The sequence below is a fragment of the Marinobacter sp. AL4B genome (assembly GCF_019916045.1).
Lineage (GTDB): Bacteria > Pseudomonadota > Gammaproteobacteria > Pseudomonadales > Oleiphilaceae > Marinobacter.
In genome coordinates, this window is the sequence record NZ_JAILWZ010000013.1 from 640669 (window position 1) to 660313 (window position 19645).

Annotated in this window: 21 protein-coding genes; 7 read left to right on the top strand and 14 right to left on the bottom strand. The window is 55.1% G+C overall.

Annotated elements, in window-relative coordinates:
• The first annotated feature begins 98 nt into the window (after positions 1-98).
• From pdsR to K5L82_RS13300, 3 genes are read left to right on the top strand one after another with little or no spacing between them, the layout of a single operon-like run.
• The gene (gene pdsR, locus K5L82_RS13290) at positions 99-800 is read left to right on the top strand and encodes a proteobacterial dedicated sortase system response regulator (protein ID WP_223134468.1); all 702 of its coding nucleotides are present in this window, start codon (positions 99-101) and stop codon (positions 798-800) included.
• A 3-nt stretch (positions 801-803) separates the two neighbouring features.
• A complete protein-coding gene (locus tag K5L82_RS13295; RefSeq protein WP_223134469.1) occupies positions 804-2837 on the top strand; it encodes an ATP-binding protein in 2034 nt (677 codons plus the stop codon).
• Positions 2834-4141 (top strand): DUF3422 family protein, encoded by a 1308-nt coding sequence (locus tag K5L82_RS13300; protein WP_223134470.1) that lies wholly within the window; start codon positions 2834-2836, stop codon positions 4139-4141. Before K5L82_RS13295 ends, K5L82_RS13300 begins: the two co-directional genes overlap by 4 nt.
• Before the next feature lie 6 nt (positions 4142-4147).
• Here K5L82_RS13300 and K5L82_RS13305 read toward each other — a convergent pair whose 3' ends face one another.
• The gene (locus K5L82_RS13305) at positions 4148-4927 is read right to left on the bottom strand and encodes an ATP-binding protein (protein WP_223134471.1); all 780 of its coding nucleotides are present in this window, start codon (positions 4925-4927) and stop codon (positions 4148-4150) included.
• A gap of 104 nt (positions 4928-5031) precedes the next feature.
• Here K5L82_RS13305 and cysK point away from each other — a divergent pair, with 104 nt between their 5' ends.
• Positions 5032-6003: a cysteine synthase A gene (gene cysK / locus K5L82_RS13310; protein ID WP_223134472.1), complete on the top strand. Its 972-nt coding sequence runs from the start codon at positions 5032-5034 to the stop codon at positions 6001-6003.
• Between the two features lie 50 nt (positions 6004-6053).
• Here cysK and K5L82_RS13315 read toward each other — a convergent pair whose 3' ends face one another.
• The 3 genes from K5L82_RS13315 to K5L82_RS13325 form a co-directional block, all read right to left on the bottom strand.
• Complete coding sequence (locus tag K5L82_RS13315; RefSeq protein ID WP_223134473.1) at positions 6054-6632, bottom strand: porin family protein; 579 nt, start codon at positions 6630-6632, stop codon at positions 6054-6056.
• A gap of 75 nt (positions 6633-6707) precedes the next feature.
• Positions 6708-7019, bottom strand: coding sequence for a hypothetical protein (locus tag K5L82_RS13320; RefSeq protein WP_223134474.1), 312 nt, complete (start codon positions 7017-7019; stop codon positions 6708-6710).
• Complete coding sequence (locus K5L82_RS13325) at positions 7016-7927, bottom strand: esterase/lipase family protein (protein ID WP_223134475.1); 912 nt, start codon at positions 7925-7927, stop codon at positions 7016-7018. The genes K5L82_RS13320 and K5L82_RS13325 overlap by 4 nt, the downstream gene beginning before the upstream one ends.
• 225 nt (positions 7928-8152) lie before the next feature.
• Here K5L82_RS13325 and K5L82_RS13330 point away from each other — a divergent pair, with 225 nt between their 5' ends.
• Positions 8153-8752: an ATP-dependent zinc protease gene (locus K5L82_RS13330; protein ID WP_133007127.1), complete on the top strand. Its 600-nt coding sequence runs from the start codon at positions 8153-8155 to the stop codon at positions 8750-8752.
• Positions 8753-8762: 10 nt separating this feature from the next.
• Here the strand turns inward: K5L82_RS13330 and K5L82_RS13335 are convergent, their stop codons facing one another.
• From K5L82_RS13335 to trxA, 9 genes are all read right to left on the bottom strand, one after another.
• The gene (locus K5L82_RS13335) at positions 8763-9650 is read right to left on the bottom strand and encodes a DNA ligase (protein WP_223134476.1); all 888 of its coding nucleotides are present in this window, start codon (positions 9648-9650) and stop codon (positions 8763-8765) included.
• Between the two features lie 50 nt (positions 9651-9700).
• Positions 9701-10138 (bottom strand): YtoQ family protein, encoded by a 438-nt coding sequence (locus K5L82_RS13340; RefSeq protein ID WP_133007125.1) that lies wholly within the window; start codon positions 10136-10138, stop codon positions 9701-9703.
• Positions 10139-10261: 123 nt separating this feature from the next.
• On the bottom strand, positions 10262-10939 hold the full coding sequence (locus tag K5L82_RS13345) for a type 1 glutamine amidotransferase domain-containing protein (RefSeq protein WP_223134477.1): 678 nt from the start codon (positions 10937-10939) through the stop codon (positions 10262-10264).
• A gap of 50 nt (positions 10940-10989) precedes the next feature.
• Positions 10990-12018, bottom strand: a complete 1029-nt coding sequence (locus K5L82_RS13350; RefSeq protein ID WP_223134478.1) for an NADP-dependent oxidoreductase — start codon at positions 12016-12018, stop codon at positions 10990-10992.
• A gap of 16 nt (positions 12019-12034) precedes the next feature.
• Entirely contained in the window at positions 12035-13192 is a 1158-nt protein-coding gene (locus tag K5L82_RS13355; RefSeq protein ID WP_133007122.1) for an iron-containing alcohol dehydrogenase, read from the bottom strand.
• A gap of 168 nt (positions 13193-13360) precedes the next feature.
• Positions 13361-14125 (bottom strand): hypothetical protein, encoded by a 765-nt coding sequence (locus tag K5L82_RS13360; RefSeq protein WP_223134479.1) that lies wholly within the window; start codon positions 14123-14125, stop codon positions 13361-13363.
• Positions 14126-14301: 176 nt separating this feature from the next.
• Positions 14302-14895, bottom strand: coding sequence for a TetR/AcrR family transcriptional regulator (locus K5L82_RS13365; RefSeq protein ID WP_223134480.1), 594 nt, complete (start codon positions 14893-14895; stop codon positions 14302-14304).
• A 110-nt stretch (positions 14896-15005) separates the two neighbouring features.
• A complete protein-coding gene (locus K5L82_RS13370) occupies positions 15006-15941 on the bottom strand; it encodes a LysR family transcriptional regulator (RefSeq protein ID WP_223134481.1) in 936 nt (311 codons plus the stop codon).
• A 33-nt stretch (positions 15942-15974) separates the two neighbouring features.
• Positions 15975-16298, bottom strand: coding sequence for a thioredoxin (gene trxA, locus K5L82_RS13375; protein WP_133007118.1), 324 nt, complete (start codon positions 16296-16298; stop codon positions 15975-15977).
• Between the two features lie 260 nt (positions 16299-16558).
• Here trxA and K5L82_RS13380 point away from each other — a divergent pair, with 260 nt between their 5' ends.
• Positions 16559-17137: a biotin transporter BioY gene (locus tag K5L82_RS13380; RefSeq protein WP_223134482.1), complete on the top strand. Its 579-nt coding sequence runs from the start codon at positions 16559-16561 to the stop codon at positions 17135-17137.
• A gap of 16 nt (positions 17138-17153) precedes the next feature.
• On the top strand, positions 17154-18248 hold the full coding sequence (locus K5L82_RS13385) for a rhomboid family intramembrane serine protease (protein ID WP_223134483.1): 1095 nt from the start codon (positions 17154-17156) through the stop codon (positions 18246-18248).
• A 59-nt stretch (positions 18249-18307) separates the two neighbouring features.
• On the opposite strand, the gene K5L82_RS13390 is transcribed toward K5L82_RS13385, so the two are convergent.
• On the bottom strand, positions 18308-19630 hold the full coding sequence (locus tag K5L82_RS13390; RefSeq protein ID WP_223134484.1) for a hypothetical protein: 1323 nt from the start codon (positions 19628-19630) through the stop codon (positions 18308-18310).
• Positions 19631-19645: the final 15 nt, after the last annotated feature.

Genomic DNA, 19645 nt, shown 5'->3' on the forward strand with positions numbered 1-19645 from the left:
GCGGAAAACTATGATGAATTGTGGCAATCACGCAGCCCTTACTTGAACCGGTCCTTGAGCATGCTTTAATAGGGCGACATATCGCTAAACGACGGGTTATGAAAAAACACATTGCACTGATAGAAGACGAACCAGGCATCCGCGACAACTACCGGGCAGCGTTCGAACGCCGGGGGTATCACGTTTCTGCCTACGGCGACCGGCCCTCAGCCTGGCAGGTACTGCGCCAACGACTGCCTGACCTTGCAATCATTGACGTCGGGCTAGGCGACGAACCGGAAGGCGGTTTTGCTCTGTGTCAGGCACTACGTGACCAATCAGCAACCCTGCCTATTATTTTTCTGACCGCCCGGGACAGCGACATAGACACTGTTCACGGCCTGCGCCTGGGTGCCGATGATTACGTCACCAAAGACATGAGTCTGGACCACCTGCTGGCTCGGATTACAGCCCTGCTTCGCCGTGCCGAGGCTTGGGCAGAAGCCCTGCAAAAACCCGATGAGGTGGTGCAGCGGGGGCGCATGGAAATGAACGTAGACCGCATGACGGTTAGCTGGGAACAACAACCTGTTGACCTGACAGTGACCGAATTCTGGATGCTGCACTCGCTGGTGCAACACCCCGGCCATGTTCGAAGCCGTGAGCAACTCATGGAAGCGGCCAGCACGGTACTCGACGACAACACCGTGACCTCTCACATCAAGCGCATCCGGCGCAAATTCGTGCAACTGGACGCCAGCTTCGATGGCATCCAAACCGCCTACGGCATGGGTTATCGGTGGAACGCTCGTGAGGTTTGAACCGTGAGCCTCAAGCGCCAGTTATTTCTGGCTAGCGTGTTGATGTTGCTGATCCCGTGGGCCGGTCTGAAATTTGTGTTGGAGCTGGACAACGCTCTGCGCGCGCAAGCCCTGCAGCAACTGGAAGAAAAAGGCATCCGCCTGGCCGAATTGGCTGGCGATTTCATGTTGGGCGCGCCCGTAGTAACAAGCGGTGATGCACTTTATGCTGACAGCACCACACAGTTCCCGAAGGTGGACGGGTTCACTACAACCTGGCCGGGCTTCCGTGATCACGAAGAACAGCTACCCTGGCAATCCCGGCCCGGTCAGGAAAACCTGCGATGGCTGGCCACCAGCAATAATCGTTACCTCTATTTGCTGGTACAAAATCGGAATCACGGTCTGCGCCCCTTCAACCCCAGCCAGCCAGAACAACCTCATGACCGCGTTGAACTGGTGTTGGTACCTCCTCCGGGCCAACTGGAATCGAGCCAACCAAAGACATGGATGATCAGAACGACAGCCCCGGGCACCCACGTTCCCGCCTTGATCGACGGCAACCCCGCTCAAACCGATCGGCGGATCGAAGTGGCTTGGGAGGATCTCGGATCCCGTTGGCAACTGGAACTGCGGATGCCTATGCCCGCGCCGGGCAGCCGGTTGGGTTTCCAAACCGGACAACCGGGCGAAAGCGCTGACGGGGAAGGCACATCTCTTGCGCCACCACCGCTTTTGGTGCAGCGCAATACCGCCCTTGAGCGCGCGCTAGCACGACAGCTCAGCGATGGCCAGCAGGTAACCTTGCTAGAACCCGCCGGATGGATCGTGGCTAATAGCCAAGCAGAAACCCCGGCGCCAGCAACCGATTTCGATGATCTATCCACCAGCCAGATCCTGGAACAAATCACCCTTAACGCGCTGCGCAGCCTGGTCAGGCTGTACCAACCCCAGCCCAAGCCTTTGGCGACAACGCACCATCAACTGCACACCGGTGGTTTACCTGAACACCATTTGGTTCAGCAGGACGGCACCGTCTGGCTGGCCACGGAACACACGTTCTTCGGTGGTCGAACACTATTTCTCAAGCAGTCGATGGAACAACTTCTCAGCGTTTCCGGCTCTGCTTTGGGGAGTGTATTGGCTCGTAGCCTGCTGATCATCCTGGCACTGACACTGGCCTTGCTCGGATACGCCAGCTGGTTGTCCTGGCGTATCGCACGCCTGCAACAACTGGTCAGCGCCAGCGTTGACGACGATGGCCGCATTCTCGCCCCCCTTCCCCCAGCCCGATCCCGGGACGAACTGGGGCAGCTGCAGCAACATTTCGGGCACATGGTATTGCGCCTGCAGAGCTACAACCATTATCTGGAAAGCTTCTCTCGCAAACTATCCCATGAACTGAAAACACCGGTGGCCGTGGTTCGCTCATCGCTGGAGAATCTGGCGCACTGCCACGCCGAGCAAGAACGCCAACAGTATCTGGAACGCGCTTCGTCTGCCGCCGAACGGCTCAGGCGTATTCTGAACAGTATGAGCGAAGCGGCCCGGTTGGAGCAGAGCTTCGATCAGGCCGACAAGGAGCACTTCGATCTGGCGGAGGTCGTTAACCAGGCCTGCGCGTCATACCAACAAGTTGACCCACACCACCGGCATCATTGCGACGTGCCCGACACCCCCTGTCCGCTGCTCGGCTCGCCGGAAATGCTGGTGCAAATGCTCGACAAATTGGTTGATAACGCCCGAGACTTCACACCCGAAGACGGCCGAATTGCCGTGCGCCTGGAACAGAATCCGGAGCACTACATCATCGTAGTGTTCAACCAAGGTTCTAGCCTGCCGGTCAACCCCGGCGTGGACATTTTCGGGGCCTTTGTTTCCAAGCGAGAAGGCAAGGCTGAGGGTCACCTGGGCCAGGGGCTGCTCATCGTTCGTTTAATTGCCGAGTTTCATAGTGGCCGAATTGACGCCCAAAACCAGTACCTTAATGGCATTGACGGTGTCGCCTTCCGCGTTATCATCCCGAAACTTCCCAACGAACCAAGGACTGCCCCGTGACAGCCAAGCCCATCGCTTTGGATTTTCACCCCCTGCGAGCCGATCTCTATCAGGAGCTGCATTCACGGCCGTTTCAGGTGTTACCGCCTCAGGCGCGAGTGACCCACATCGCGGTCGTGACTACACCGGAGCAGCGCCAAAACCAGTTCAAGCATCTGCAAAGCCTGCACCGCATGCTGGGGGAGCCCTGGCCGGAAGAAGAAGTCACCTGCTACGAACAGACCTTTGATCAGCTGCGAATCCGCCGCGAAGTGCACATGGAATTTACCGCGTACACGTTCACCAATCTGGCGCCTTCGGACGCCGAGCCGTTCGAGGAGACCGGGATTAGCGCGCTGCCACATGGCTGGCTAAAACAACTGCAGGGGACCGTAGTTGCGGCCTTTCATATTGACGTGAGCCCCTCGTCGGCTCACGCCCGCGACGAGCCCGCGTTCATGCGCCGGCATTTTGAAGGCATGAGGCTGGTGGGCAGCAGTCCGCAGGAAGGTGCCGCGCGCGTGCTGGGGACCTTCCAACTGCACAGCGACAATTTCGGCCGCTTCATGGTGATCAATGACAGTATGTCGGACAGCCAGTTGGGCCGGCTGGTGCAGCGTCTGATGGAAATAGAGACCTATCGACTGATGTCGTTGCTGGCTTTGCCGGTCGCGCGAAAAATCACTCCAGACCTGAACGACATGGACCAAAAACTGGCCACCATCACCCAGGCTTTAGCGGATAACGAAACCCTGGATGAACAAACCATTCTGGCCAAGCTCACCCATATTGCCGCCAAAATCGAAGCCTTCCGAGCCCACTCGACCTTCCGGTTTTCCGCCACCAAGGCCTACCATCAACTGGTACTGACCCGGCTGGAAGAACTGCGGGAAGACGAAGTGTCCGGTCACCTCACCATTACCGAATTCATGACCCGGCGGCTTACTCCTGCCGTCAAAACCTGTGAATCGGTGAGTGTTCGGCTGGAAGATCTGTCGCGACGGGTTGACCGAGCCTCCGACATGATGCGTACCCGGGTGGAGCTGGCGATTCAAAGCCAGAATCAGGAACTGCTCAGCTCCATGGACCGGCGCTCGCGCATTCAGTTGATGATGCAGCACACGGTTGAGGGCTTCTCGGTAGTTGCGATCTCTTACTACCTGATTGGCTTACTCAGTCTCGGGCTGAGCGCACTGGCAGGGGCCGGCTATTCGATCAACAAACCTGTGGTGCTTGGCATCGCCATTCCGGTGGTTTTGGTGACGGTGTTTGTCGCCATCCGGCTGATCCACCATCGCTTTATTCGCATGGCAGACCGCCAGTAACACGCCTTAGCTGAAGCGCGGGTCGCCCGCGAACTGGCGGAAGAACTGCTGGGCCGAGCGGCCGTTGCGTACGCCTTTTCCGGTTGCGAAACGAACCGCTTCAAGATGCAATTGCTCGCGATCCGCCACCGAGGGAAACAGTGCATCCACCGCCTGCAAATAGATGTCCTGAGAGAAGGGATAAAAAGACAACTGCAACCCGAACCGGTCCGCCAGCGATACTTGTTCCTCAATGGCTTCCGCAGGGTGCAACTCACCGTCACGAACCCCGCTTTTCAGGTTATCGCTCATAAACTCGGGCATCAGGTGGCGGCGGTTCGAGGTGGCGTACACCCGCACGTTTTCCGGGGGCAATTCTAGCGAGCCTTCCAGCACGCTTTTCAACGCCTTATACCCCGATTCGCCCACATCAAAGGACAAATCATCGCAGAAAATCACGAACCGGAACGGCAGATCGCAAATGTCGTCGACAATTTCTGGCAGATTCACCAGGTCGTCTTTATCCACTTCGATCATCCGCAGGCCCTCGCTGTGATAGCGGTTCAACAAGGCTTTAATCAGAGACGATTTGCCCGTGCCACGAGAACCCCATAGCAACACATTGTTAGAGGGCTGTTTATTCAAGAAGCGCTCAGTGTTGCGCTCCAGAGCGGCCTTTTGCGAATCAATTCCCGTGAGGTCATTCCAACTGATAGGGTCTAGCCGGTGAATCGCTCTCAAGCCTGACCGATGACGACGCCAGAGGGCCGCTAGGGTATTTTGCCAGTCAAAAGAGGTCTCACTCATAACCTTACTCCATTTGGTTCTTAGGTTTGCTTGCTTACGGTCTGGCCTTTGCCAGACCCTCGGGGGTAGGATCTACGAATCTTACCAGACACCAGGAGCAAAGCATGGCACGTATCTACGACGACAATTCCCTTACCATCGGTAACACCCCGCTGGTCAAACTGAACCGGGTCAACGATGGGGCTACCATTTGGGCAAAGATTGAAGGCCGCAACCCGGCATACTCGGTCAAATGCCGAATTGGTTCAGCTATGATCTGGGATGCCGAGAAACGTGGCGTGCTCAAACCCGGCATGACCATTGTTGAACCCACCAGCGGTAATACAGGTATTGCCCTCGCCTACGTGGCCGCCGCCCGTGGCTACAAGCTAGTGCTGACGATGCCCGCATCCATGAGCCTCGAGCGTCGTAAGGTACTGAAAGCGCTAGGCGCAGACCTGGTACTGACCGAGCCAGCGAAAGGTATGCCCGGCGCCATTGCCAAGGCGAAAGAACTGGTGGAAGCCGATCCCGAAAACCACTTCCTGCCCCAGCAGTTCGAGAACCCGGCCAACCCCAAGATTCACGAAGACACCACCGGCCCGGAAATCTGGAACGACACCGACGGCGCAGTTGACGTGTTCGTTGCTGGCGTAGGCACCGGTGGCACCCTGACTGGAGTCTCCCGTTACATCAAAAGCACTCAGGGCAAAGCGATTACCACCGTCGCGGTGGAGCCGACCGACTCGCCGATTATTGGCCAAGTAAAAGGCGGACAGGAACCGAAGCCAGCGCCCCACAAAATCCAGGGCATTGGTGCCGGCTTTATTCCGGGCAACCTGGATATGGACTTGGTGGATCAGGTGGAAGCAGTATCCAATGAAGATGCCATGGCCATGGCGCATCGCTTGATGCAGGAAGAAGGCATCCTTTGCGGTATTTCCTGCGGAGCCGCTGTTGCTGCAGCCGTCCGTGTGGGGCAACAGCCGGAACACAAAGGCAAGAACATTGTGGTGATTCTGCCAGACTCGGCCGAGCGCTACTTGTCCACCGCTCTGTTTGCCGACACCTTTGGCGAACTGGAAAACCAGCAGTAACAAAAAAGGCGCAGCCGGTTTCGGCTGCGCCTTTTTTTAACGTTATCGGATCAGAACTGGAACTTCAGACCCACCCGACCGGTATCAAAGTCCGGACCACTGTTGTTCACTTGACCGTTAAAATCGTCTTTATCAATGTCTACGTTATAGCGGTTGTATTCCGCAAAGGCGGTGAGCTGTTGCGTCACACGGAAGTCCACACCAGCGCCCACAAACGGGTTCACTTCGTCATACGTTTCACTATCATCGAACGCGTCTACATCAAACGCGGAAGCAAAGGCACCGGCCTTGGCATACACACCAAAGCTCTGGGTTAAGGGCAAGCGACCTATAGCACTTAGCCCGACACCTTTGAGCTTACCTTCCACTTCGTCGTCACCAAAGTTACCAAAGTCGATATACTCGGCCTCCAGCGCGAAAAACTCGTTAAACTGGTATCCCAACCCGGCGCCCAGCATATCGTTTTCATCATCAAAGTCTCCGCCATGAGACTTGTAGCCACCGTAACTACCACTGATATACGGGCCGGAGCTGTCACGGCTGGCATTGTCTTGCGCCCAAACGGCCGGTGCGGTCAGTACAGCAGCGCTCAGAACTGTGACGCACATAACATGAGGTTTATAACTCATAACACGTTTCCTCCGTGGTTTGGTTCAGTGCTTTCACCCTACCAAGGAAAATCGCGTGCTTGGGTTACCTCCTGACTAAGTTTTATTCATACTCTCGTCACCTGTTTGAGCGGCGCTACCTGCTCTGGGCGTAACACCCGCCAGCCCAACCACCGCTCGCCCGGCCAGTGACACACTGGCATAACTCAGCGTAGAAATACCGTGGTGGCAAGCCCTGACTATGCGGCTTGCGGGGCGGGTCACCGGGATCGTGTCCAGCACCTGAAAGGTCTCATCCGCAACCGATAAATGCACACGTTTGAGCTGCTCCGCACCATGCTGCACACCGTGGCCGAGGACATCCGCCAAGCCACGCCACCATTGCAGGTTATCATTCATATGGGTCATACCAGCCACTCCTGTAGTTGTTTGCTCACTAACGGATGATGAGCCAGACGGACATGATCCACACCTGGGAAATTCGCGCTGGCGTTCAATTCCCAACCCTTCCTGCGAGCCCCATGAGCACTGGACCGATGCACCAGTGCATCGCCAAACCAGGTATTCACCGGATGACGTTCACCTTTCACTAACAACCCACTCACAGCGAAGTGGCGCGCGCCAGACAACAAGGGCTGTTCATCGGTGCCAGGTTCAAAAACCTCGCCACGCGAGAGGTTTCGAATACCTTCGCTGCGCAGGTCAATCACCTCACCCACCACCTTCACGTAATCTCTGGGGATTTTGTTCAACTGAGCCGCCGCTTTATGGGCACCAATCGCGAGCCAGGAACCATCATGGGGCGAACCTATGTAGACACAGTCCAGTGATGCTCCGACCCATCGGTGGCCTTTCGTCAAACCGTAATGGCAGGCACTACGGATCAATAAGCCGCCCATACTGTGCCCCAAAAGAATGAGGCGTTTTACGGCCACAGGCCAGTTCACCACCAACCGTTCTATCAGGTCAGCCAGGTCCTGACCATTGCGATAAATCGGTCGCCCTGAATTGAAACGCAACTTCACCGGTGTGGCATCTCCTATGGCGTGCGCCAGCTGAGTGCCGTAATGCTCATCGCCCCGGTCGGGGAAATCCCAAACTGATTCCAACTCCATCAAACCATGAATGGACAGGCACACCGTTGAGCCCGGATCAGCCACCTCCGGCTTAGACACATCCAACGCCTGGCCACCGGCAAACGCCGTCATGGGCACTGCCAGCCCATTACCACGAGCCTCCAGCCAATCGCCTAAAAACCCACTGGCGATGGCCGAAATGTGTTGTTGAACTTTTTCAGCTGACACCGATAACACCATGAACGTCTCCTCGTTATACTGCCAGTGTACGCTCTTCCCCAACTTCCGATATGGCTCATATGCGGCCTTTCTGCGCGCGCAAAGCAAACACTCGGACCGTAACGATCCAGCGACATCAACTATTATTAATAACGTCGCAACCTTCCTATCAGAACAATGCTGCTAGCCTTACAACGAGTCACTCACGAATACAATCTAATACCGTTCAAGCTCAGGAGTTGATGAATGCGTTCTGCCTTAATGATCACCACCCTGATGAGTATGTTCTCCATCACGGGCACTCTCGCAGCCACGTCATCGGATAGCTCAACGAATGACCCCGAAGTGCTTGGTTTTGTGGAATGGGTGGTGATGGACGACACCGAAGTCAAGCTGAAGGCAAGGCTCGACACCGGAGCTAAAACCTCCTCCCTGCATGCCGTCGATGTAGAACCTTTTGAAAAAAACGATGAGGAATGGGTCAGATTCAAGCTGCCTCTAGGGGACCATGAAGACCAGCCGAGCGAGGGTAAGCTAAACCACGAAGATGTGATTCTGGAATTCGAGCGCCCGGTGCACCGTACCGTACTGATCAAGCGCAAAGGCGCGCCTTCGCAACGTCGATACGTGGTGAACATGGAGTTCTGCATTTCCGGCAACTTGCACGAAACCCAGTTTTCCCTGACAGATCGAGGACGATTTTCCTACCCGGTATTGCTAGGCCGCCGGTTCATGCGCGACGACAACATCCTGACGGATTCAGCTCAGAGCTTTATGGCGACTAAGGCGTGTGAATATCGCACCTTAGAAGAGCTCGCCGAGCGTCCTGAAGCTTTGAAACACTGACGCCGGCAGTTTATTGAGCCGCTTCAGGCTCGTCTTTCCGAACCCTGAGGAAACTGGCAAAACGGGGCAAGCCGGTTGCAGTATGCCCGCGATAGCGAAAGGTCACCGTTGCCCCGAGCGACGGCGGGATCCGCCGGTCGGCATCGCTGAACCCTGTTCCGATACGAAATCGGCGGCCATTCGCAAGCACCACTTCCAACGCGCCCATCAGGCCCTGATACTTGCCTTTACCGGGCCAGTGGCCAACGACCACGGCTTCGGCATCTTGAAAGGTTTTCACCTTGAGCAAATCATCCGAACGACCGGCATGGTAGAGGCTAGCTTTTCGCTTCAGCATCAACCCTTCACCGCCAGCAGCAACGGTTGCCTCTAGCTGCGCCATCAAATCTCTATGGCGGGTGATTGGATTCTGCTCAACTAACACCAGAAAGCGCGAACGTGACTCTTCCACCAACCCCTTCAATCGCTGATAGCGGATAGTAAACGGAGTGTTCTTTATGGGAAGGTCAAAGGCATGGAAACGCACAGCCTGCCATTCTTCTGTAACCGGCTGCCGTTTACGAACCACGCCTGATAGATCCGCGAATTGCCCTCGCCCGCTCCATAACTCGCCGTCCAGAGGGTGATCCGGGAATCGCTCAGTAAACCACGGCGGGGCCGCGTAAACGTGCCCGCCCCGGGACCAGAATTGTTCACCATCCCAATAGGCACGCACGCCATCCAGCTTCTCGCTGACCCAATAGGCCTGAAGGTCAACGCCTTGCTGGTACACATTCGCCAACGGAATAGCCGGAGGCTGCGCTCTGGTTAACGAGGGGAATAAACACGAACCAAGAAAAACGATAAGACCGACTGCCAGCGCCCAAGCTCTGGCAGGTCGGATGGTGAAAAGTGGCATGATCCTTTGCCTCAAAACGTCCTGTTAGCATGGCTCCAAAGGAGCAGCAATTACGCGGTAACGTACTTCAACAACTCAACGACCTGCTCCGGCGTTTGCGCCCATGCCATAGCCGCGGCATCCACTTCTTTCAGCGGGTGCACAATGGTTTCATCGTGTAGCGTCACGTAAGGCGTACCCATGGCAGCGCAATAACCGGCATCAAACGCGGCGTTCCACTGCTTGTACTTGTCGCCGAAGCGAATTACCGCCAGATCACACTGCTCTAGCAGGGTCTTGGTGCGGATTGCATTCACCTTGGAAGACTGGTGATCGCGCCAGAAGTTGTTCTCTGGCTTGCCCAGAAAATCACCGGCCGCATCGCTGGATTCGTGGTCAGTATTGGCAGACACAAATTCTACCGGCAAGCCAGCGGCTTCAGCACCGGCGGCAATCTGCTCACGCCAGTCTGTGTGAATTTCACCAGATAGGTAGACAGTCCAGATCATTATGCTCTCCTGTAGGCATTGAAAGGCTTTGAACCGAGGATGATACGCCAATACCCGGCGATGTTCACTGCGGGTTACCCGGCACTGGCCGCCAACCCGCAGTCCGGTTCACAGAAGAGTGCGTCAGGCCATCAACTTCAACAAGGCTTCTGCAGCCGCCGCCGAAGACGCCGGGTTTTGACCGGTTACCAACCAGCCGTCGGTGACCACGTATGACTGCCAGTCACTTCCTTTACTGTACTGCCCACCGTTGTCTTTCAGCATATCTTCAACCAGAAACGGCACCACGTCGGTCAGACCAACGGCGGCTTCTTCGGTGTTGGTAAACCCGGTTACTTTTTTGCCGGACACCAAAGGCTTTCCATCTTCGCCTTTGACGTGGCGCAACACGCCCGGGGCGTGACAAACCGTCCCTACCGGCGTGCCCGCCTTGATCGCGTTTTCGATCAACGCAATGGACGTTGGATCTTCCGCCAAATCCCACAGCGGGCCGTGGCCGCCCGGATAGAACACAGCATCGAAGTCTTCGAGCGATACATCCGCCAGTTTGGCGGTCGAGGCCAATGCGGCCATGGCTTCAGCATCAGCTTCGAAGCGATCCGTGGCTTCGGTCAGCGCGTCTTCTTGATTGCTGTTCGGATCGAGCGGCGGCTGGCCCCCCAGGGGTGACGCCAGAACCACCTTGGCCCCCGCGTCTTTGAACACGTAATAGGGAGCTGCCAGCTCTTCCAGCCAAAAACCAGTCTTTTCACCGGTGTTGCCGAGTTGATCATGGGATGTCAGTACCATTAATACGTTCATAGTCTTTCCTCACCTGATCTGAATGGGTCTGTGGGTCGGAATAGTGAAGGCTAGGCCCCGAAATCCACCACCACTTTGCCGAAGTTCTTACCTTCCAGAAGGCCGATGAAGGCTTCCGGGGCGGCTTCAAAACCTTGCACCCGGTCTTCCTTGATACGGATCTGGCCCGCTTGCAGCCATGGGGTCATTTCTTTGGCGAAAGGCGCGTAGCCGGTTTCGTAATGGTCCATGATGATGAAGCCCTGCATCCTGATCCGCTTTCGCAAAATCATACCTGCAAGCATGGGCACGCGGTCCGGCCCCTGCGGCAGTTCCGTTGCGTTGTAGTGGGCGATCACGCCACAGACCGGAATGCGGGCAAAATCGTTGAGCAACGGCAACACAGCATCGAACACCGCACCACCCACGTTTTCGTAATACACATCGATACCATCCGGTGCCGCTTCGGCAAGTTCCGCCTCGAAATTCGGCGAATGCCTGTCGAGGCTCACATCAAAGTCCAAGGTATCTTTTACGTACTGCTGCTTGTCGCCACCACTGGTGATACCCACCACCCGGCAGCCTTTCAGTTTTGCGATCTGGCCAACCACCGATCCCACTGCGCCGCTGGCTGAAGCCACCACAACGGTTTCACCGGGTTTTGGCTCGCCAATGTTCAGTAAACCGTGGTACGCCGTGAAACCGGGCATGCCCATTAAACTCAAAGCGTAGGAAGGCTCGGGCAGGCCTTCAACAGACATCAGACCGGTGCCGTCGGATACGGCGTATTCCTGCCATCCGCTACCAGCCAGCACCCGGTCGCCTTTGGCGAACTTCGGGTTTCTGGATTCAACCACTTCAGAAACGGTGCCGCCAACAATCACCTCGCCAATGTTCAACGACGGCGCATAGGACGGCGCGTCGCTCATTCGGCCACGCATGTACGGATCCAGCGACAAGTAGCGTGTTTTCAGCAGTATCTCACCCTCGTTCAGGCTCGGGATATCGCTCTCTACCAGTTTAAAATCTTCGGGCGTTGGGGCGCCGTTCGGACGCTGGTTCAAAACCCACTGACGATTTTTCAACGATGCATTCTCCATGATCTTTTCTCCTCCGCTACAGGCTGGCTTCAAGGGCACGGCGGCTGATATCCGGCGTCACATCGCCGTGCTCACCGAGCTTCGTCATACCATGGCGTTCAAGCTGACCGATGATGTCGTCGATGGAGCTTTCATCGAGTCCGTAATCTGGCAGTCGGGTCGGAATAGACAAGCTTTCAAAAAACTGACGAGTCGCCTGAATCGTCTTTTCAATACGCTCTTCATCCGAGCCTTCGCGAATGTTCCAGACCCGCTCACCATACTGTAGCAACTTTTCAGCTTTGGACTCGCGACGCACATCCAGCATGCCTGGCAGCACAATGGCCAAGGTGCGGGCATGATCAATGCCATACAACGCCGTCAATTCGTGGCCGACCATATGGGTTGCCCAATCCTGAGGCACGCCAGCGCCAATCAAACCATTCAGTGCCTGCGTGGCCACCCACATCAGGTTCGCTCTCAGATCGTAGTTTTCCGGGTCTTCCAATACTTTCGGGCCGATCTCAACGAGCGTTTGCAGCAGACCTTCTGCAAAGCGGTCCTGAACCATGCCATTGGCCGGATAAGTCAGGTATTGCTCGACAATATGGGTAAATGCATCGGCAACCCCGTTGCTGATCTGCTTCGCTGGTAGCGTGAAGGTTTTGACTGGGTCCAGAATCGAGAACGCGGGATAAACTAACGGGCTGGAGAACGGCAGTTTGTCTCGCAGCGCCTTGTTGGTCACGACCGCGCCATTGTTCATTTCGGAACCGGTTGCCGGCAACGTCAATACAGAACCGTACGGAATGGCGTGGGTGATATTCCGCCCCCGCTTTTCCAGAATGCTCCAAGGATCACCGTCAAAACCAACCGCAGCAGCCACAAATTTGGTGCCGTCGATCACCGAGCCGCCACCAACGGCCAGCAAGAAGTCGAACTGGTCCTGCTCAATCACAGCGACCGCTTTCATCAGAGTTTCGTAGGTCGGGTTTGGTTCGATACCACCAAACTCGCCAATGTGTCGGTCGCCCAGAGCCTGTTTGACCTCGTCTATGGTGCCGGTTTTCTTGGCACTTTCACCGCCGAACAACAGCAACACCCGCGCGTTTTCGGGTACCAGCTTATCAAGACGTTGGATCGTGCCTTCGCCGAACACGATGCGCGTTGGATTGTAGAACTCAAAATTATTCATAACACCTCACTCTTAGACCAGTCGTCTAGTGGCCAAATAAATAAAAAGCTGATCAGGTCAGCCTATTCTTTTCAATGTTGATTTTCAGTCTAAACATGACTAGACCAGTCGTCTACACTCATTAAGAAAATATCATCACTCTGAAGCGCCCTGCAGCCTTCTCTCGGCTTAGAACATCGACACTAAGGCCATCAGCCCAAAAAACAACCCGAAAATAGCCGCCATCGGCAACGCATCTTCATACGCCCGGGCAGGCTTCAAAAAGCTCCGCTTCAACGCTTTCACAAAGCGCTTGGGTGTATAAATGTTTTTCCGGTAATTCGCTCGGTAGTAGGCCTGCGCTGTGCTGGGCATGCTGTCCCGATCAAATCGATACCAGAGCTTCAGTACACCCATCCGATCCTTCTTGCGAGCCCAGTCCCCGGCGATTCCTGGCAATAAACGGAAAAACACCGCAGACCCGAAATCGATGATCTTGGGGTCGCCTGATGCTCCACACAACACATTGCCCGAGTTACCCAGATCGAAATGAACCACTCCGCTTTTGTGCAGTTGCTGCACCGAGGCATCAAGCTTCACAAAGAAGTCTTCCGGAACACCACCTCGCTTCCCCAGCTCTTTTAGCGGCACTCCGTCAACGTGCCGATACTGAATGGCTCCGTGGCGGTCCGTGCACCGGTACACATCGTTGGGGGTAAACGACAGGCCTTCAACGGCCTTGAGCATTCTGTATTCGTGCCTGGCCAGCGCTCGAAAGTATTGCGTCAGTGGAAAAACAAAGGAGGGATAAGTTTTCACCACCTGTTTTTCGCCTGCCGGATTCTCGACGACAAAGGTTGCCGGTTTATGCCAACGCTGGGCACGCTCACTTTCTCCACCCTGTTGCGCACTGACATCGAGACAATCGAGAAAGTTGCCACTACGAGAACTCATGACGCATTCCTTTAAATGGATCTAACCGAGCAATATCGGAGGAATGGCTATTATTGGTGGGCAGGGGGATTTTGAATAATTCGGAGGTCGTATCCTTCACATCACTGCTGGTGATACGAGGGTCAGAAACCGGCCGTCTTCTGTATCTTCGGCAACCGGGTTAGATTCAACGCGACTTAAAGGCCGAGCATTTCTTTGGTTGCCGCCAGCGCGCACTCCATGGGCTCGCGATCGCGTGTTATCTTGCTGCGCAGACTCGCACCCAGCCATAACTGGTACAGAGTTGAAGCCGTTACCGTGGCATTCAGAGACGTTGGCAAGGAGCCATCAGCCATACCCTCTGAAACCGTCTGCGCTAACCTTGCAACGACCCGGGACGTTTCCCGAGCCAAAACAGCTCGCATGGCTTCGGACAAATCACTGACCTCGGCAGCCAGCTTAACGGTGAGGCATTTTCCTTTCGGGTCACAGGCCGATTGGGTTTCCAACCAAGTCTCCCAGTATCTGATCAAGCGCTCGGCGCCCGTCAGGCCCGGGCGTGACAGTACGGTATTCAGTGTCTCTTGGTAATCAGCAAAATAACTCTTGAGCAACTCTTCACCAAACGCTTCTTTGGAGCCGAAATAGTGGTAAAAGGAACCTTTCGGCACTCCGGCAGCCCGCAGAATCTGATTTAATCCCACAGCACTGAAGCCCTTGCCACTGATGATGACCTGGGCGGTGTCGAGAATGTGGCTGCGCACATCTTGAGTTGCTACTTTTGCTTCCATGGTGAAATTCTAAGGGGGATTAGACCAATTGTCTAGAAAGCGTAAATAAGGCCTGCCCAAGGTTTTCATAGCTCAAAAAACCGGCCTTAACCGACCCCAGAACCTGAAACTCACTGAGAAGAACACGGCGAGGCTGTCATAATTTCTTGCCAACGCTCCTGAAGGAGTCGCTCAAGGTGGCTCCTCATCCAGATGACCCCGGGGTCTCGATCGTGACGGGCATGCCAGATTAAGTAGAGGCTGGTGGGATCGACTTTGAACGGGAGCTCGCTCATCCACAGTCCGTTAATGAAGCCGCAATCCTGACTGATCAGTTCAGGCACTGCGGCGATGAGATTGGTTTCTCTTAACAGTTCAGGGGCAATCGAAAACTGGTTGACCGTTGCCGCAATTCGGCGGCTCTGGCCTTTCTGGTCGAGATAGCTGTCCACAAACCCGTGAACATCTCCGGACATAGTCACCAGCAAGTGACGGGCTTCCAGAAATTCCTCCAACGTGATGGGCCTTCCGGCAAGGGGGTGATCTTCGCGCATCGCCAGCACGAACCCACCTTCAAACAGCCAAGTGCTTCGCAAACTGTGGTCGTGCTGCTGCAACATCCCCACCGCCAAATCGACGTTCGCTTCCCGAAGATCGCCATGGGTGCCCTCGGGCGTATAGGGCACGGCATAGACATCGACACCCGGCGCCTCTTGTTCAAGCAGCTTGACCAGAGGCCGCCACACCATCTCTGCAATGACATCTGTCACCGCCAGCCGGAATTTCCGCTGAGAGGTTTTAGGGTCGAACTGCGTGGCACTCACGGCATTCGTCAGTGAAAACATGGGCCCGCCTACCTGGTCCCAGAGGCTCAAAGCGTAGGATGTGGGCTCAATATTTCTGCCTTTGCGAACGAACACCGGGTCGTTCCAGATCTGGCGCATTCGGGAAATCGCATTCGACACGGCGGGTTGGGTCATGGAGAGGCGGTCAGCCGCTCGAGTCACCGACCGCTCTGTCATGATGGCATCAAAAATATAGAGCAGCTGGAGCTCTTGGGTTTTCATTAACGGTAACCCCGGTTGGGTTTATGTAGACGTTTATAAATTACCTTTTACAAAGGTACGAAGCTCGCTCAGACTGCCAGCACCAGTTTGTCGAGCAATGGCTGCACCGTCTCGAAAGAGTGCCAGAGTCGGGATCGCCCGAACGCTTAATTTGGCAGCGGCTTTCGGGCTATCATCAACGTTTACTTTAGCAATGGTCAACTGCCCATCAAACTCCTCGGCCAGTTCTTCCAGCAGAGGCGCTATCGCTTTACATGGACCACACCACGGCGCCCAAAAATCCACCAACACGGGCTGGCCACTCTGCAAAACAGCTTGATCAAAATCGACATCGGTTACATGGATAATGTCAGTCATCGTCATTTCTCCTAAAGAATATACTGCAGACCGATACCTTGCGACTGAATGACCGGCAATACCAATTTCCCAAACGCATGATCCACATTCACAAATCTGATACCAGGTTTGCCCCTTAACAACGGCTGGCTACGTTTTTCTTTTGCATCTAGGCACCAAGGGCAGCGCGTCTTTTTCCTTCAATTTTATTGGCTCCCAAAAGCCGACTCCGCTAGAGTTCTAAACCAAAATCCCGCGCTCTAGATAAGGTAAGAAAAATAATGTCTGAATCCAGCCGTAATACCAGTCCCGCTGGCCTAAATACTCTGTCAGCAGGCTGGAAGCTGGCGCTTATCGGCATCGCCGTGGTGTGCCTTTCCATCGCCTCGTACATCGAAATCCCCATGGTGCCGGTACCTATCACCGCGCAAACCTACGTGCTGTTGACCGTTGCCGGGGTACTAGGCTGGAAGCTGGGCACTGTTTCGACGGTTTTATGGCTGGCGCTCGGTGCTGTGGGACTACCGGTTCTTGCGGGTGGCGGAAGCGGGCTGGATTACTTCTTCGGACCAACAGCAGGCTACCTCTTTGCCTTTCCCTTGGCCGTTGCTCTTGTTGGTTTACTCTTTGCACGTGGGTGGAACACAAAACACCTCAAGCTTGCGTTCCTCGCGATGCTGTTGGGCCACGCCGTATGCCTTGGCTTTGGTGGGATATGGCTCGCCTTTACCATCGGGCCAACTGCTGCATTCCTGAAGGGCGTTCTGCCGTTCTTGCTCGGGGGCGTTATAAAGTCTGCCCTTGCAGTTGCTACCGTCGTTGTTGTTAATCGTCTTACCGGACAGAGTGCTTCCCGCTAAGGGAAACAGGGACCTCATGCCTAGAACACGTGCTTATAACTGCCCTTCATGCTCCAACTCTGCTCTGGTGGCCACCGGTAATCCATCGATCTTTAACTGCCGGCACTGTCACGGCATGTGGTTTGAAGACGGTGCGCTGAATCAAGCCATTGCTAACCGGCATGACCACATCGACCACTACGACCATGAGCAACACTTAGGCTCTGCTTTACGAACCAGCGACCGACAATGCCGACGCTGCCGGGTTTCCATGGTCCATTACCAACTGCTGAAACACTACACGACCGAAATCGACTGCTGCCCGAGTTGCGACGGCGTCTGGCTGGATAAGCACGAAGTCGACCAAGTGATGCACTCCCCGGAACTGAAACGGGCTTTGAACAATCTCAATGAAAAAGTGAACTGGAAGTCTTGGCTATTTCAGTTTTTTACAGCCATGCCCGTGGAATACAACATCAAGCCCCACCGCACGCCTTGGGTCACCCGGGCATTAATTGCACTATGCAGTATCGTGTTTATCGCCGGCCTGCTCTCCCCTGAAATTAACGACTGGGTGTTCGCATACTGGGGATTCAATTCTGAAAATCAGAGCCCTGCACATTTTGCCGTCCAGCTCCTCACCTACCAGTTCATCCATGGCGGTTTCATGCATTTGGCCGGCAACATGTATTTTCTGTGGATCATAGGGGACAACCTGGAAGACGCCCTTGGTCACGGAGCCTTTCTGGCACTGTACCTATTCGCCGGCGTTATAGCGGCTTTGGCAGAATGGCTGTTCTTCAATAGTAGCCAAGGCCCACTGCTGTTGGTTGGGGCCAGCGGGTCTATCGCTGCGCTATTCGGCCTTTACTTAATGTGGTTCCGCCACGCCAGCCTGACCTTCATGTTCTTTGTCTACCAGAAGAAACTCGCGCCCCATTGGTACTTCCTGATCTGGAGCCTGATCAATCTGTTTGGCATGTTCTCTGGCCAAGGCGGTGTGGCCTGGGTGGCCCACTTGAGCGGCTTTGCGCTTGGTTTGTTGTTGGGTTATCTGTTGCGGGATTATGTGTTCAGGAAGAATCCGCTGATTGCGCTGCTGAATCGGCCGGAGGCTGAGTTGCGGCGTTAGGGTTTCGAGTGAGGAAATCGAGGCCCCTGTCAGCATGGTTCTCCTTGCGCGAGTGATATTCAGGCCCGGAAACGACCTCTCCCCCGCTTTTGTTGTTTCTTCTCCTCACGACCCGCTTGCCATTCAGACACAGGCCCCATCTGAGCAAACTTCAGACCACGATCGTAAGCACGGGTGAGCTGTTGATTCAGGCTCTGCAGCGCCTCGGATGATTTGGCCCATTGCTCTTTGGGCAAAGGCGCGGACCATGCCTTCAATTCTTCTGGCAAGCTCTTCAGGGCCAGGGTCTTGATGCGCCGTTCGGTGATGATGTGGGCCAGATAGCGCTGGAAGAACCAGTCGCCCACCTTCTTGCTCAGCCAAGGCAGCAGAGGCATTTCTTTTCGTGCCCGGCGGCATTTGGCTTTGTAATGGGCCAGGGTTTCATCTTCTTTCGGATCCGGGCAGGCCTCGGGGCCGTTTTCCATGAACTGGCGAATACACTCCCACTGGGCCAAGCCAGCTGTTTCATGACCTACGTTGATGCTGGCTGCGGCCAAGGCCGATTCCGGATCGTCGGGTTTTGGTATCGCCAAGGTGAGCACCGTGTGTGTGGCCATCAGGCTAGGGCCGATGTTTTGTTTCGTCTCAATATAGGCGACCAGTTTTTCCCAGGGGTAGATTTCGTAGACGAGTTTGGGGTCATGTTTTTTCTTTAGGTGGAGGGCAAAATAGAGGTAGACTCCGACCATTAAGACTTCGATTACCAAAGCTATTAGCAAATAATCTCGTACACTTTGGACATATTCTGGAGGATTGTTTTTGAGGCCCACAGGAGCATATAGAGTGGCGGCGATTGTGAAAGCAATTAGCATGTAAGCAAATCCGGCGGCATTTTCATTCCAAAGTGGTAGCTTGAATGCCTTCCCCTCTATCCAGCGTGGCATAGCCACTTTCCGGCGCTGCCGGTTCAGCCTCACCGGAGGCGTTTCTTTCACGGCTTTATTGCCCAGGAAATGCATGTACAGCCCCCAAGGCAGAGAGACCAGAAGGTTTCCGACAAGCATGAACAATGGCGCCTCCCAATCCCAGTTGCCCAAATGATCCGGTCCCACTGCGAACATAAGACCAAACCCCAAGAAACCAATGGATAACAAACTCAAGCTCAAGAACATCAAGGAAAACTCAGCGCCGAACAACAAGTTGCCATGCTGTAAATCCAGCCAGCCGTCGGTTTTTCGTCGAATCCAGGAATTCACGTCCACCGCCCGCTCACCTGTCGTTGCCGGTTCCGGACTCAAGGCCAGTAACCGACTGTCTTTGGTGGTTCGGCGTACACCAGCTTCCCAACTGGGCTCAGACAGCGGCTGGTTGGATAACGGGCTCTCGTTGGCTTTGGCCATAGTCATTGCTTCTAT